The 15,975-nt window shown below is 65.2% G+C and carries 9 protein-coding genes; all 9 read right to left on the bottom strand.

Features of this window, described 5'->3' with window-relative positions; translation table 11 throughout:
• Nucleotide 1: 1 nt before the first annotated feature.
• The gene (locus CH295_RS10585; RefSeq protein WP_037187200.1) at nucleotides 2–1,546 is read right to left on the bottom strand and encodes an acyl-CoA carboxylase subunit beta; all 1,545 of its coding nucleotides are present in this window, start codon (nucleotides 1,544–1,546) and stop codon (nucleotides 2–4) included.
• Nucleotides 1,547–1,549: 3 nt separating this feature from the next.
• Nucleotides 1,550–6,571: a polyketide synthase Pks13 gene (gene pks13 / locus CH295_RS10580; RefSeq protein WP_094740643.1), complete on the bottom strand. Its 5,022-nt coding sequence runs from the start codon at nucleotides 6,569–6,571 to the stop codon at nucleotides 1,550–1,552.
• Between the two features lie 43 nt (nucleotides 6,572–6,614).
• Nucleotides 6,615–8,513, bottom strand: a complete 1,899-nt coding sequence (gene fadD32 / locus CH295_RS10575; RefSeq protein WP_037187195.1) for a long-chain-fatty-acid--AMP ligase FadD32 — start codon at nucleotides 8,511–8,513, stop codon at nucleotides 6,615–6,617.
• Nucleotides 8,514–8,693: 180 nt separating this feature from the next.
• Nucleotides 8,694–9,692, bottom strand: a complete 999-nt coding sequence (locus tag CH295_RS10570) for an LLM class F420-dependent oxidoreductase (protein ID WP_094740642.1) — start codon at nucleotides 9,690–9,692, stop codon at nucleotides 8,694–8,696.
• A 207-nt stretch (nucleotides 9,693–9,899) separates the two neighbouring features.
• Entirely contained in the window at nucleotides 9,900–10,853 is a 954-nt protein-coding gene (locus tag CH295_RS10565) for a cutinase family protein (protein ID WP_037187191.1), read from the bottom strand.
• Nucleotides 10,854–10,863: 10 nt separating this feature from the next.
• Nucleotides 10,864–11,409: a DUF732 domain-containing protein gene (locus tag CH295_RS10560; protein WP_094633508.1), complete on the bottom strand. Its 546-nt coding sequence runs from the start codon at nucleotides 11,407–11,409 to the stop codon at nucleotides 10,864–10,866.
• 82 nt (nucleotides 11,410–11,491) lie between these two features.
• Nucleotides 11,492–13,393: an alpha/beta hydrolase-fold protein gene (locus tag CH295_RS10555; protein WP_094740641.1), complete on the bottom strand. Its 1,902-nt coding sequence runs from the start codon at nucleotides 13,391–13,393 to the stop codon at nucleotides 11,492–11,494.
• 222 nt (nucleotides 13,394–13,615) lie between these two features.
• Entirely contained in the window at nucleotides 13,616–14,629 is a 1,014-nt protein-coding gene (locus CH295_RS10550; protein ID WP_052047297.1) for an alpha/beta hydrolase, read from the bottom strand.
• 330 nt (nucleotides 14,630–14,959) lie between these two features.
• Nucleotides 14,960–15,970: an alpha/beta hydrolase gene (locus CH295_RS10545; protein WP_170945858.1), complete on the bottom strand. Its 1,011-nt coding sequence runs from the start codon at nucleotides 15,968–15,970 to the stop codon at nucleotides 14,960–14,962.
• Nucleotides 15,971–15,975: the final 5 nt, after the last annotated feature.

The raw sequence follows: 15,975 nt of genomic DNA, 5'->3' as shown, positions 1-15,975 counted from the left end.
GCTAGATCGGAAGCAACGAGTGCTTACGTGGACTCTTGTGCACTTCCTTGTCCTTCAGGATGTGCAGGGCCTTGCGAATTTCGAGGCGCGTCTGGGAGGGCTCGATGACCGCGTCGATGTAGCCACGCTCGGCGGCGATCCAGGGCGTTGCCACGTGTTCGTTGTAGAAGTTGATGAGCTGCTTGCGCAGCGCCGGTGCGTTCTCTCCGGCCTCGGCGAGTTGTTTGCGACTCATGATGTTGATGGCACCTTCGGCACCCATGACGGCGATGCGGGCGGTCGGCCAGGCGAGGTTGATGTCGGATCCGAGCTGCTTCGAGCCCATCACCGCGTATCCGCCGCCGTACGACTTACGAATCACCACAGTCAGTTTCGGCACTGTCGCTTCGACGAACGAGAAGATGAAGCGGCCACCGCGATGGATGACGCCGAGGGTCTCCTGGTCGACGCCGGGCAGGAAGCCGGGTGTGTCGACCAGGAAGATGATCGGAATGTTGTAGGCATCGCTGAGGCGGATGAACCGGGCGCATTTGTCCGCTGCCTTGGCGTCGAGCGCCCCGGACAGGTGCATCGGCTGATTGGCGACGATGCCCACCGGCCGGCCGTCGACGCGGGCGAAACCGGTGATGACGTTCGGTGCCGTCTGGCCCGACAGCTCGTGGAATTCACCGTCGTCGAAGATACGCAGGATGATGTCGTGCATGTCGTAGCCGGCGTTGTCGGCGTCGGGCATGAACGAATCGAGCTTGCGATCGGAGTCGGTGAGCTCGGGCTCTAGCCCCGGGTTGATCACCGGCGACTCTTCCTGGCAGCTCGACGGCATGTAGCTCAGGTAGTTCCGGATCCACTCGAACGCGGCCTTCTCGTCCGCTGCCACGTGGTGCACGTTGCCGTTGACCGCCTGGACGCGAGCACTGCCCAGTTCGTCGAGGCTGACGTCCTCACCGGTGACGGACTTGATGACGTCCGGGCCGGTGACGAACATGTACGCCTCTTCGGTGGCGACGACGATGTCGGTGTTGATGGGCGCGTACACGGCACCACCGGCACACTTGCCGAGGATCAGGGAGATCTGCGGGCACAGACCGGACAGCGCCTCGTGGCGTCGGCCCAATTCGGCGTACCAGGCCAGCGACGTGACCGCGTCCTGAACACGTGCTCCACCGGAGTCGTTGATGCCGACGACGGGGCAGCCCATCTTGATCGCGAAGTCCATGATGCCTGCGACCTTGCGGCCGAACATCTCGCCGACGGTTCCGCCGAACACCGTCTGATCGTGCGAGAACACGGCGATCGGACGGCCGTCGACGGTTCCGTGACCGGTGACGACGCCGTCACTGTAGAGGGCACCGGGATCGTTCGGGGCCTTCACCAGTGCGCCGATCTCGACGAAGCTACCGGGATCGAGCAACGAGTTCACGCGATCGCGGGCGCTGGGGATGCCCTTCTTCGCGCGCTTCGCTACGCCGATGTCGCCGGCCGGCTCCTTGGCCTGTTCGAGCTTCGCCCGTAGTTCGGCCAACTTCTCCGCAGTGGTGCCACTCAAGATCTACGCTCCGGTTCTTGCAGACTCGATGTTCTCGAGCGTCTTCGACAAATGGGCCGCAATTTTTCCAATGTACGGCTCGTCGACGACGGCGAGATGGTCGCCTCCGACGTACACGATCTCGAGGTCCTCGACCACAGGTCCCCAGCCACCGTGCTCTTCACGGCTGGCGTACGCGGGCTCGAGGGCGATGGCGTCGTCGTGGTACTTGTCGGCCATGTACAGCGTCACGTGTCCGCCGTACTTCTTGAGCTCGGCCGTCTGGATCGCCCGGTTGTCGAGCCACGACGTGCGCTGGTGCTCGATGATGCCGCCGGGGATCTTCGCGCCACTGAGCTTCACCAGATCGGTGATGATGCGGATCTGGCCCTCGTCGTCCGACTCGACCAACTTGTCGTACGGAATCGGGTAGTCGACGTTGTAGGTCTTCTTCGCGAAGGCCGCGTACCGCTCCCAGCGCTTGCGCACCTCGTCCTTGGTGTCCGGGATCTGCGTACCGGGCATGACGGTGTCGAGCAGCCCGACGTAGGCGACCTCGATGCCCTCTTCCTCCATCTGACGCGCCACCTCGTAGGCGAGGATGCCGCCCAGCGACCAGCCGACGAACACGTACGGTCCTTCGGGCTGGATCGCCTTGATCAGCGGCACGTATTCCGCTGCTCGTACCGCGATGGGCCCTTCGACGCGCTCGAGTCCGTACATCGGCGTGCCTGCAGGCAGCTTCCGCAGCAGCGGCTCGTAGGCGACGGTGGAGCTACCGGCCGAGTGGAACGCGAACACCGGTGTGGCGGTGGAACCTTCGGGGCGGGCACGCAGGTTGCGTACGACGCCGTCGATCTCACCGTCTTCGAGGTGCGGGCGAACCTTGTCGGCGAGCTGCTCGATGGTCTCCGAGTCCAGGACGTCGTCGAAAGTGATCTCGCCGCCTGCCCGCTCGGTCAGACGAGCGGCCAACTTCTCGGCCGTCTCGTCGTCGAGGATGGGCAGGGTGTTGAAGATGCCCTTGGCCGATTCCTTCGTCACCACAGCCCATGTCGCGAACGTCATCCGCTCGGCATTGTCGCGCGGAGGCACGTCGGACCCGGCGGCCTCGGCGAAGGCTTCCTTGCCGCCGAGGTCGGTCTGCGCCGCGGCAGCAACAGCCGGGGCAGCCGTCTCGACGGGAGCGACATCCTCGGCAACGGGGGCAGGCTCGACCGGAGCAGGCGCAACAGCAGCCTGCTCGGCCGCCTTCTCCGCCGCCTGCTTGTCTGCCAGGGCCTGCACCTCGTCGCGGTTCTCGATCGCATAGCGCAGGTACTTCTCCACCTCACGCAGATTCGCGTCGCGCACGGCCTGCAATTGCACTGTGGGGATGTCGAATTCGTACTCCACCCGGTTCTTGATCCGGACGGCGCTGAGCGAATCGAGACCCAGTTCGATCAGCGGAACCTCGGGCGGCAGATCCTCCGGCGCGTAGCCCATGGACTCCGCGACGATGATGGCCAGCCGGTCTTCGAGCTTCTGATTGCCGTTGGGATCCCAGCGATCACCGAAGGTCTCGACGACCTCCGGCAGCTCCTCCATGGGAGAAGAGGAACGCTCTTCCAGAGCGACAACGGGTTCCGGACGCGCATCACCGGACGTGACGACGGCCTCGTGCAGCAACGTGAAGGCCGAGCCCTCGTGTGCGTGCACCTGGACCGACGCGCCACCGAGGTGCGAGGTCAGGGTCGTGACGACAGTGCCCACCTTCGGCACGCCGGCATGGGAAACCGAAACACCCAGGGCCACATCGGAGAACACCTGCGACGCGGCAGCAGTGACGAGTGCATCGAAACCGGTGACGGCCGAGGCCTGAACTTCCCAGACGTGGCGGCCGTCGGGCAGTGCGACGCGTGCGCCGGGCACCCGCGTGTTACCACTGGAGCTGACCTGCGAGTTGAGCCAGAACTCCTTGCGCAGGTACGCAGTTCGCGGGATCGGCGCGTACGGACCGGACTCGAACAGCGTTGCCAGTTCCAGTGCGTGGCCGTGGACGTACAGCTGCGCCAGAGCGGCGAGGAAGGTCTCGGACTCGTCCTCCTTGCGCTTGAGCGTCGGGATCAGAGTCGAATCGGCGACGCCTGCAGCCCATGCCGTGGCGGCCACCGACATCAACGCGACGGGGTTGGGAGCGAGCTCGACGAACGTCGTGTGACCGTCTCCCACAGCGACATTGACGGCCTGAGTGAACCAGACCGGATGACGCATTCCCTTGGTCCAGTAGTCGACACCGTGGATCGCCGCATGCCCGACGCGATAGTGCGCCTCACGATCGACCGACGAGTAGACCCCGGCGGTGAGCTTGCTCGGTTCGATTCCGGCCAGTTCGGCGGCCAGCTCACCGAGCAGCACGTCGACTGCTGCGGTGTGTCCGGCACCCTTGACGTCGAGCAGGCGGGCCATCTTGCCTGCTGTCTCGGCCATGTCGACGAGAGCCTCGACCTCGGCGCGTGGTCCTCCGACAGTGGTGTGCGTCGGTGCTGCGTAGACGCAGGGTTCGACGTTGGGGAACTGATCGGTGAGGGTCTTGACCTCGTCCGGGGTGTATTCGACGAGAGCCATGGCACCCTGCGATGCGGCTCCGAGTCCGTCCTGCCCCTCGGCCAGCAGTCGCGAACGGGCGTAGATGATGCGCACTGCGTCTTCGAGGTTCAGGCCACCGGCGACGTAGGCGGCGGCGACCTCACCCATCGAGTGGCCGATGACGGCTGCCGGCTCGGCACCGTGCGCGCGAAGCGTTGCCGCCAAGGCGATCTGGATGACGAAGATGCCGACCTGGGAGTTCTCGAACTCGTAGGTCTGCGAGTCGTCGAGGATGATCTCGCGGATGGAGTAGCCGGCCTCGTCGACGAGCAGCTCGTCCACCTTGTCGACCTCGGCCGCGAACACCGCGTTGGTGCGGTACAGCCGCGATGCCATCTTGCGGTGCTGCGAACCGAAACCGGAGAACACCCACACGGCTCCGTTGGACGCGGGTGAATCCGCGGAGAACACGCCCGGGCCAGGCTTGCCGGCGGCGATGGCGCGCAGGCCCGCGATGGCCTCGGCCGTGGTGGAGGCCAGAACCACTGCGCGCGAACGCCCGTGGTTGCGGCGAGCCAACGTGCGGCCGACGTCGACGAGAGGCGTCGTGCTGCCCTCTTCGGTCTCGAGCCAGTCGGCCAATTCCGATGCAGCCCGCTTACGACGCGACGGCAGGGCGGCGGACACCGCGAGAATCACTGTCTCCGGGGCACTTTCGGACTCTGCCAGGATGGTCTCGGCCTCGGCGACCGGGCTGGTCGTCTCGGAATCGAGCTGCTCCTCGTAGACGCCCTCCACCACCGCGGCGTCCGGGTCCACGGCCGAGGGGTCGAATGCGCCGTCGGTCTCACCCGGGACGTACTCGCTCACGACGACGTGCGCGTTGGTGCCACCGAATCCGAACCCGGACACGCCCGCGACGGCCTTGCCGGTGTACCGCGGCCAGTCGGTGGCCTCCGGGATCACCTTCAGGTGCGCCTTGTCGAAGTCGATGTACGGGTTGGGGCCCGCGTAGTTCAGCGAGGCGGGCAGCTTGTTCTGCTGCATCGCGAGGACGACCTTGATCAAACCTGCTGCGCCTGCGGCAGATTCGAGGTGGCCGAAGTTCGTCTTCGCCGATCCCAACAGAGCCGGCTTGTCGGCGTCACGGCCACGACCGACCACACGACCGAGAGCGTCGGCCTCGATCGGGTCGCCCAGAATGGTTCCGGTGCCGTGCGCTTCGATGTAGTCCACGCCCGACGGGTTGATACCGGCGTCGCGGTATGCGAACCGAAGCGCATCGGCCTGTGCGTCCGGGCTCGGTGCGAGCAGTCCGTTGGAGCGGCCGTCCTGGTTGATCGCGGATCCGGCGATGACGGCGAGGATGTCGTCCCCGTCGCGTTCGGCGTCCTCGAGTCGCTTGAGCACGACGAGTCCGCCGCCTTCGGAGCGGATCATGCCGTTCGCGTCGGAGGAGAAGGCCTTGATTCGGCCGTCGGGCGCAAGCACACCCGTCTGGCCGAATCCGACGGTGATGGGCGGCGCGAGCAGCATGTTGACGCCACCGGCAACGGCCAGATCGGATTCGCCGGTACGCAGACTGCGCACCGCCTGGTGCACGGCGACCAGCGACGACGAGCACGCGGTGTCGACGGCGATCGACGGCCCGCGGAAGTCGTAGAAGTACGACACTCGGTTGGCGACGATGGCGGTGGACGTGCCGGTGAGGGCATACGGGTGCACGGCCGGGTCGCTGACGGCGATGAGCTGGTAGTCGTTGGAGGAGCTGCCGATGAAGACGCCGACCTGGCTGCCCTTGATAGAGCTGGCCGGAATGTGCGCGTGCTCCAACGCTTCCCAGGTCAGTTCCAGCGCGAGCCGCTGCTGCGGATCGACGTTGACGACCTCATTGGGCGACATCGCGAAGAACTCGGCGTCGAAGGTCTTGACGTCGTCGAGGTAACCGCCCTTGGTCACCGTCGCGGCCACCGCCGCAGCGATGACGGGATCGGAGGTGAATTCCTGCCAGCGGCCGTCGGGCAGATCGGTGATGCCGTCGCGGCCCTCGATCAGCAGCGACCACATCTCTTCCGGAGTGTGTCCGGTGCCAGGGAATCGAGAGGACAGGCCGACGATCGCGACGTCGTGCGCGTCGCCCGACTGGCCACCGCTGGTGTAGAACGCATCGTCGACGGTGCCGACCGGCTCGTCCGGCTCGCCCTCGATGATGATCTTGGCGAGCGAAGCGATGGTGGGGTGCTGATAGACGACGGTGGCGGTCAACGTGACCCCCACGAGTTCCTCGATCTCGCCGCTCAGTGCGACGGCATCGCGAGAGGACAGACCGAATTCCTCCATCGGGCGGTCGTCGGAGATGGCCGACGCCGGTTGCCCGGTCGCGTCCGCAACCCAGTTGCGCAGCCAGTCCCGCAGCTGCGCAACCGTGAGGTCTCCGCCGTCCACGCGCTCGATTTTGTCTGTCTCTAGTTCAGCCATTACTCACCAAGTCGTGTCGGAGGAAAAACGGAAGATGCGTCCGTCAGTCGGGCAGTTCTGCGTCCGGGAAGGCCGTCTGCTGATAACCGCCACGCAGCGTGCCCTCGATGTACGCCGCCTTGCATGCGCGTCGAGCGATCTTGCCGCTCGACGTACGCGGAATGGAACCGGCCGGTACGAGGAGGACGTCGCGAACCGTGACGCCGTGCCGGGCGGACACTGCGGCACGCACCTCGTCGGCGATCGGAGCCGGGTCTGCCTTGCCGGAGCCGGGTGCGCGCTCGGCGACGATGACGAGCTGCTCGGAGCTGTCGTCGGAGTCCTTGGTCAGGGCTGCGCCACTGAACTCGAACACGACGTCCGGAAGCTGGTTGAGCGGGACGGCGAAGGCCGCGACGAAGCCGGGACGCAGGGCCTTGCTGGCTTCCTGAGCCGAGAACTCGATGTCCTGCGGGTAGTGATTGCGGCCGTCGACGATGACGAGGTCCTTGACGCGGCCGGTGATGTAGAGCTCGCCGTCGTGGTAGACGCCGAAGTCGCCGGTACGCATCCAGTTGCCACCCTCGGGAGCGCCCTCTGCGTGCGAGCCCTCGGGATTGCGGTGGACGAGCTTGTTGTGGAAGGTCTCCGTGGTCTCGGTTTCGCGGCCCCAGTAGCCCTTGCCGATGTTCTCGCCGTGCAACCAGATCTCACCGACGTGCTCGTCGGCAACCTCGCCGGCGGTCTCGGAATCGACGATGGCAGCCCACTGGCTGCGGGCGACGGTTCCGGTGGACACCTGCGGGATGGCACCGGGGGCGTCGGGGGCGACGACGACGAAGTTGCCCGCGTTGAGCTCGACGCGGTCGACGTAGACCACCTTCGCCTCGTCGGCGTGCTTGCTGGTGGAGACGAACAAAGTCGCCTCCGCCATGCCGTAGGACGGCTTGATCGCGGACTTCGGCAGACCGTACGGACCGAACGCCTCGTTGAACTTCTTCATCGACGACGTGGTGACGGGCTCACTGCCGTTGATCAGACCGATGACGTTGGACAGGTCGAGGCTCTCGCCGTTCTTCGGCAGACCGCGCTGGGCGGCGTGCTCGAACGCGAAGTTCGGTGCTGCTGCGAAGGTGCCTGCGCCGTCGGAGACTGCGGCGAGCTCCTTGATCCAGCGCCAGGGCCGCTGCACGAAGGCACGCGGGCTCATGATGGTGATGTACTTGCCGCCGAGCGCCGGGAGGATGACGGTGAGCAGGCCCATGTCGTGGAACATCGGCAGCCAGGTGACACCGCGGGAGTCGTGGTTGATCTCCATGCTGTCGACCATCTGCAGCGCGTTCACGCCCACTGCCCGGTGCGTGATCTCGACGCCGGCCGGGGTACGCGTCGAGCCGGACGTGTACTGCAGGTAGGCGATGTCGTCGAGCCCGGCCTTGGGCTCGACCCACGTCTCGCCGACGCTGTCCGGGACGGCGTCGACGGCGATGATCCTGGGCCGCTCCGCAGCGGGCAGCGCGCGGAAGAACGCGCGCACGCCTGCAGCCGAATTGCTCGCGGTGAGGATGGCGCTGGGCTTGCAGTCACCGAGGACGGCATGCAGGCGGTCGGTGTGACCGGGCTCGTCGGGATCGAACAGCGGAACCGCGATGGTGCCCGCGTAGATCGCACCGAAGAAGGCGATGACGTACTCGAGTCCCTGCGGGGCCAGGATGGCCACGCGATCACCGGGCTGGGTGACCTGCTGCAGGCGAGCAGCGACAGCTTTGAGGCGAGTACCGAACTCGGCCCAGGTGAGCTCGTGAGCTTCACCGTCACGTTCCCGGGAGTAGTCGACGAACCGGTACGCGAGCGTGTCGGAATTCTCCTGCACGTTCACCTCGACGTGGCGGACGAGTGTCTGCCCTTCGCCGATGGTGATGTGGCCGTTCTCATCGATGAAATCATCGAACGTGTGGCTCATTACTTCAATCTCCTCCGACACGAATCCGCTGCCACACAGCCTGCGTGACCTGGGCCCACACGACCGGCTACGTGCATGCAGACACCGAACAGCGTTTTATGTTACTGACTAGTAGCTCTTACGGTGTCGGTTTGGCACCTGGTTTCGAGGCCAGCTACATCGTACCGACACGCGCCTACGTCACTCGCCTTTCAGCAAGTCGACAACCGGCGCGAATGCTTCCATTTGAGTAGGGAAAACCCCGACATAGGACATCGTCGTTCGCGCGCGAACGTTACGGATCTGATCGGCAATTTCCTCGTATGTCCCGAATGCGAGGTACGGAGACGACAGAATGTCCTCGACGGTGAGCTTGACGTCGACGTCCACGTTCGGCGGGTAGCCGTTGTCGAGTGCCGCCAGCGCCATCTCGGCCATCTGCTCCCGATCGTCGGTGACGACGATCGTGGTGATGGCCCAGTTCAGTTCGATGTCGTCGAACCGATCCCCCGCAGCGCTGCGAATGAGCTCGACTCGCTCGAGGGTCTTCTCGATGGTCATGCCCGAGAGCAACAGCTTGCCCTCCTTCGAGGTGCTGGGCACCACGGAGATGATGTCGGCGTGCTTGGCCGCGAGCGCGAGCATCTTCGGACCGCCACCGCCGATGCAGATCGGAGGACGCGGTCCCTGCCGTGGCCGAGGACTGCCCTTGAGTCCTGCGATCGTGTAGTGCTTGCCCGCGAAGTTGCATTCCTGACCGCGCAACAGGACGTCGAGAATTTCGAGGGTCTCTTCGAGCTTCTCGATGCGCACGCCCGGGCGGTCGTACGTGATACCCGCCTTGTCGTACTCCTCACGCATCCACCCGGCACCAAGACCGAGTTCGAGTCGACCGCCCGACAGCACGTCGATGGTGGCCGCATCCTTGGCCAGCACAGCGGGATGCCGGAAGCCGTTGGCCAGGACAGCAGTGCCGAGCCGAATCTTGTCGGTGGCGACGGCGAGTGCTCCGAGAGCCGCGATCGGACCGACCTGGTTGCCCAGGTGGTCGGGAATCATGAAGCTGTCGTAGCCCAGTTCCTCGGCCTGTTGCGCCAGCTTGATGAACTTCCGAGCCCCGCCCTCCTCGGCGTTTCCCTCTCCGCCTGCAGCGAATCGGAATTTGCGCGGCCCTGCGGTCGCGGCCTCGGCGGAACTCATCTATTGCTCTCCTCGGAGTGTGCAGCGGTCTTGTTTCGGGTGGCGAGAGCAGCCCGGCCGAGGCCGATCTGCGCAGGTCCAAGGCGCCACTCTAGCTGCTGACCGGAGTCGATCACACCGGCTGGGGGGTTTCACGGCTCAGGTTTGTGCCTGGCAATAGATCGCCACGCATTGCGTTGTGACGTTTCCGTTATCAAGCGTCATCGCTCACGAATGCGCGGGCGTCGGGGCGTTCTCGATCAGTCCGGCGGCCCACGCAGCGGTCCACTGAGTGGCCGTCGTACCGGATTCGTCGACGACAAAACTGTTGTACGACGCATGAACGGGGTTGCCTGCAGCACCGATCAAAATCTGGATGCTCTGCGGAATGTTGCGGAGCGACAATCCATCCGACGGTGACGAGCAGATCAAGTCGCCGGGAGCGCAGATCTCGTTGGTCCGGTCGTCGAGAGCACCGAAGCCACCTTCTCGACGCCCCGTCATCGTGATGCCGGGCAGGTCGAGTCCGCCCAGAGCGACCTCTGCACCGACGCCGTCGAGCGGGGCCGGAACGTCGGTACCGGAGACGCCGTCGCGTCGACCGTCGGCGATGACGGTGACACCGAGAACCCGATCGGCGGAGATGGGACCGTTGCCCGCTCCGATGTCAGCCGCGATGTCGCCGGCGATGACCGCGCCCTGCGAGAAACCGGTGAGGACGAAGTTGGTCAACGGGCAACGCGCGCTGACATCGGTCATCTTCTGCACGGCGACGGCTTTGCCTTCGGTACGACTGTTGTTGTAGGACTGCTGGCCGTCCGGCGGCAGTGCGATGGGGTTCGAGAACTGAGCCACGTACGGCACGGTGTAGACGTCGGCTCGCGAGCCGGGGAACTGCTCCTGCAGCGGGCGAGTGACGTTGAGCATCAGCGAGGCCGGATTGGCCGTCGGGTTGTACGGATCGTCGGTGGCAGACGACTCCCAGGTACCGGGAATGGCGATGACCTGGACGTCGGGGCAGTCCGCCGGTTGCGACGTCGGCTCCTCGGGACCCGGCGGCACCGGGATACCCGGTTCCTTCGGCAGCCGTCCGGCCAGCAGGTACCACAGAGCGACGATGATCAGACCGATGATCGCCGCAACGGCGATCACCGGAAGAATTCTGCGCTTACGCTTGGCCATCACCGTGGATCTACGGCCTGCAGTAGGTCGCCTGCGCGGCGGCGATGTAGGTCTGGGCTGTTTGCTGAGCCTGCGTCTCGCTCACCTGAGTTCCGGCTGCGCTGGCCTCGACGCCGACGTTCGCAGTGACGAACGTCGAGATCTCCTCCGCCGCGACTCCCTGCGCCTGCGCGGCACAGATGTAATTGGCCGTCGACACCGCGATGTCGCCGTTGCCCGCCGGAGTGATGCCCTGCTTCTTCAACTCGTCCAGGAAACTCGTACCGCGGTCGTCGATCTGGCTTTCCGTCGGCCCCGGGAAATCGTCCGGGACGGGCTGCGGCTGCTCGGGCGGCGCGGTGGCCGCCTCACCCGGGCTTGTGGTGGGCGCAGCAGTGGTGGTCTCGGCAGCCGACGTCGTCGAACTCGCCTCGGTCGTCGTCTGAGCGGCCGAGGTGGTGCTCGTCGGCGCTCCGGTCGCCGTCGAGTCGTCACTCCCGCAGGCCACCAGCATCGCACTCGCCGCCACGGCGAACACGCCGAGCGACAGAGTCCTGGTGAGGGAATTACGCGTCATCGATCGAAATCCTTCGGTCGTCGGGTTCGCAGGCGACAGTACCGCCACGCTCTGAGAGGACTCTGAAGAGTCGTGCACCTCGCTACGGCGCGATCGTGGCAACGCCGTCCTTCAGCGTGATGATGCCGAACTGGAAGTTCTGCTGCTTACCGCCACCGTCGATGTCGAACTGATCGCTGGTGGGGTAACCCAACCGGCCGCCCTCGTAGCCGACCGATCCCCACGCGTCGAAGATCGGACCGTACGGGGTGGACCAGGCTCCGCTCAGAGGGCTCCAGTAGATGTTGCCCGTCTCGAACTGGTTGAAGCGTCCGCCGTCCCTGATCGGGCCGAGCTCGTTGGACTTGGGGAACCCGAGAGCTCCACCCTCCCAACCCAATTCGCCGTACTTGCCCAGAATCATGCCCTGCACCGAGTGCACCCCTGCGTCGGGCGAGGTGTAGATGGCACCGATCTCGAAGCCCTGCACCGATCCGGGCTTGTTCGGCGTCGCGACCTCGTCGAGCACCGGGTAGCCAAGCGGTCCGCCCTCGTAACCCTGGGCGGCCCACTCGTCGAGCACCGCGCCCTTGACCGCGTGCGCGCCGGTCTGCGGCGTGAAGTAGACCATGCCGTTCTGGAAGGCGTTGAACCGTCCACGACCGTCGGGAGTTCCGATCTCGCCGGTCGTCGGGAAGCCGAGAGCGCCCTCGGGGCCCCTGTTGCCCTGATAGATGCCACCGATGGCACCGGCGACGACCTGCGCCCCGGTATCGGGGGTGAAGAAGACCCGACCGAAGGTGAAGTCCTGAGCCCGTCCGCCTGCCACGTTGTATTCGGCGGTCAAGCACGGCCCGAGCCACGAATTGGCACCGCTCGCGTTGCCGATCAGTCCGGCGGCGCTGCACGCGGGCTTGTCGACCTCGACACCGAGCGCGGTGGCGAGCTGCGGCCACAGCTGATGCAGCTCGAACTGCCAGTACGGCCACGAGTGCGTGCCCGACGGCCGGTAGTTGACCTGAGCAGGAATCCCGAGCTGATTGAGCTTGGTGGCGAACGTCTGCGAGGTCAGTCGCGACAGGATCTCGAGCCCCATGCCGGCGTAGTTGGTGCTCACGCCAGGAATGGGCGACGGCTGATCGTACGGTCCGGCCGAGCCGTTGCCGCTGGAGATGTACAGACTGACGCCCTCGAGCTTGTCGGCCAACATGTACGGATCATGCTGTGCCCACAGCGAATTCGACGGCGGCCCCCACATGGCGCTCGAGTTGAACCCGCCGGCGTCGGTCATCGCGTACTGGATGGCCTGCGGCATGCCGAGCGAGGTGGTGCTCAGGATGCCCGAGAGCGATCCGGCGAACTTGAAGAAACCGGGATTACGCGCTGCGAGGAACATCGCGGACGTGCCGCCCATCGACAGTCCGACGACTCCGCGGTTGTCGGTGCTGCGCCAATCGCGTTCCAGAATGGGCGGAAGTTCCTTGGTCAGGAACGTCTCCCACTGGTAGTTCTTTCCGTTGTCCTGATCGACCCAGTCGGAGTAGAAGCTGGACTGGCCGCCGATGGGCAGGACCACGTTGACGTTCTTGTCGGCGAAGTACGACTCGGCATCGGTCTCGGCCGTCCAGCCGTTCTCCTGATCCGTGGCGCGCAGTCCGTCGAGCATGTACACCTGCGGGAACGTCGCCTGCGGGTTGATGTTCCAGTCACGTGCGAGCAGCAGCTGAACCTGGATGGGCGTGCCCATCGACGGAGATTCGATCCACAGGGCGACGCGACGGTCGGAGAGCCAATCCACCGAGGTCACCGTGGCACCGGACGTCTGCGTGTAGGCAGGCCCGGCAAGTGCGACAGGTGCCGTCCGCGCGACGGGGGCAGCGGAGGCAACGGTCGTGGTCGCGAAGGGGATCATCAGCGCGGAAGCGACGGTCAGCGCTGCTGCCGCTCGCCGAGCCCGTGTGCCGGCCGATGTAGCCCGACCGAACCGAACAAGCTCAGTGCGCATGATGGTGACTCTCTTTCGACGTGACTTTCGAAGGTCTCCTATCGAGACATGCTTCGTATGTCTTTCTACACGTGCCCGATGCCGACGAGCAGCAGACTCGCTGTGACTGGTGGTGCAATTGTGAACTGGGTCGACGGTGGCGATCACGGTCGAGACCGAAAAATGCCACCCGGCGCACAGACGCGGGGCGGCATTTCTCTAAGAACAACTTGTCGATCGGTGTCAGGCGTTGAGCGCGTCCAGGATCTGGCCGCGAGCCTTCCACAGCTCGGCTCCCCAGTACGGCCATGCGTGAATGCCGTTGGACGGGAAGCTGTAGGTGGCCGGGATGCCGAGGGTGTTCATGCGGATCTGGAATGCACGGGTGTTGGCGAGCGAGAGGGCCTCGAGAGCCATGCCGTTGGCGGTGTTGTAGAAATCGATCGGCGCGGCCGGTCGATCGAACTCGCCGGGCAGACCACTGGCTGCCGAGATGTACAGGGACATGCCCTCCAGCCTCGGTGCGAAGACGAACGGGTCGTTACGCAGCCACGCCGGGTTCCAGGGCGGTCCCCACATGGAGTCGACGTTGAAGCGTCCGGCATCGAGCATGGCGACGCGGATGGCCTCACGCATGCCGGGTGCCGAGATGTTCAGGTAGCCCGAGAGCGAACCGGCGAACTTGAACTGATCGCGGTGGTACGCGGCGAGCGTCAGAGCGGCCGAGCCACCCATCGACAGTCCGAGAACACCGTTGTTGCTGCGCGAGACACCGTAATTCTCGAGGAATGCAGGCAGTTCCTGGGTCAGGAACGTCTCCCACTTGTAGGTGACTTCCTGGCCGTTGAAGTTCGACGAGGTGTACCAGTCGCTGTAGAAGCTCGACTGACCACCGACGGGCATGACCAGGGTCACGTCGTCGTTGGCGAACTGATCCTGCGCGTTGGTCTCGAACGTCCAGGCGTTGCGGTCGTCGCGTGCGCGCAGTCCGTCGAGCAAGTAGAGAGCAGCGTTTCCGCCGCGGGCCGCCCACTGGACCTGAACCTTGATGGGGCCCATCTCGGACGGGACGATCAGGTCTTCACGGCCACCGGCAGGGGCCTGATGCGCGACGGGAGCGGGCGCTGCAACAGCGACTGCTCCACCGACGACACCGGCTGCGAGGGGAAGGACGAGCGCTGCAGCACCGACGCCGAGCAGGCGCTGACGCCAGCGTGAAGACGCCTTCGGTGTTCTGCTGAGGCCGGCAAATCGCATGAATCGTGCTCTCTCTCATCTACGCGGTCTCCGCGACATGCGGCCCCCGGCAATCGAACAGGGCTTTCCTGGTGGCCCCTCGAGGCCGAAGGACGACGTGGTCCCGAAAAATCTGAGGTTCTGCTGTGAAAACAGGCGAACCGCTCGATGGAGGTTATTCCATCGAGCGGTTCCAAGGCAAAACTGTGATCAGCGTCCCAGTTTCACCTCGACGTTTCCCTGAAACAGGAGACTATCCTGCCCGGTCCCCGCTGAACAGCCCTGAAAAGTCGTGAAGTTTCACGAAAGGCCGAAAAACGGGCCAAACAACCGAAATGACCGTTGACCGGGTCAGTTACCGATGTTGGCGCTCAGGTCCGGTGCCATGATGCGGATCTGCTCGCCCCAGTAGCCCCACTGGTGGGTACCGACGGCCGGGAACGCATACGTGACGTTGTTGGCACCGATGCTGGCCATGCGGATCTGGAACGCACGACTGTTCGCCAGCGCGATGGCCTCGAGGCCCATGCCGTTGGCGGTGTTGTAGTAGTCGATGAAGCTCTGCGGGCGATCGAGTCCGCCGGGCAGACCGCTACCTGCGAAGACCCACACTCGCGTTCCGTTGTCACGCAGGCGAGGTGCGAAGACGAACGGGTCGTTGCGCAGCCACGCCGGATCCCACGGCGGTCCCCACATCGCGTCGATGTTGTAGCGGCCGGAGTCGAGCAAGGCCAGACGCATCGCTTCACGCATGCCGGGAGCGGAGATGTTCAGGTAGCCGGACAGCGAGCCTGCGTAGCTGAACTGGTCCGGGTGGTACGCGGCGAGCGTCAGAGCAGCCGAGCCACCCATCGAGATGCCGATGACACCGTTGCGGTTGGGGTTGAAGCCCCAGTTCGCACGCAGGTTCTCACGCAGGTTCTGGGTCAGGAAGGTTTCCCACTTGTAGGTGGTCTGCTGCCCGTTGAAGTTCGAGGGCGCGTACCAGTCGGAGTAGAAGCTCGACTGTCCGCCGACCGGCTCGACGACGTTGATGTTCCAGGAGGCCAACACTGCACCGGCGTCGGTCTCGTGCTCCCAGCCGGAGATGTCGTTGGTGGCCCGCAGCCCGTCGAGCAGGTAGACGACACGGTTGGTGTTACCGTCCGCGGCGCGCCAGACGCGGCTCTTGATCGGACCCATGCTCGAGTCCGTCCATACGTCGATGGCATTGCCGTCGAAGGCCGCGTTGGCAGTTGCGCCACCACCGGCTACAGCCAATCCCAGTGGTAGGACCACTGCCATCAGCATGGACGTGGCGGCGCGGCGTCCCCAGGACCCACCTCGCTTGTCCTCGGACCGGCTCTTCCTTCTACCCAGCATGCACT

This window comes from Rhodococcus sp. 14-2483-1-2, from assembly GCF_002259405.1.
Classification (GTDB): domain Bacteria; phylum Actinomycetota; class Actinomycetes; order Mycobacteriales; family Mycobacteriaceae; genus Rhodococcoides.
Note: the sequence above shows the minus strand (reverse complement) of the source record. Positions and strands in the feature narration are given on the sequence as shown.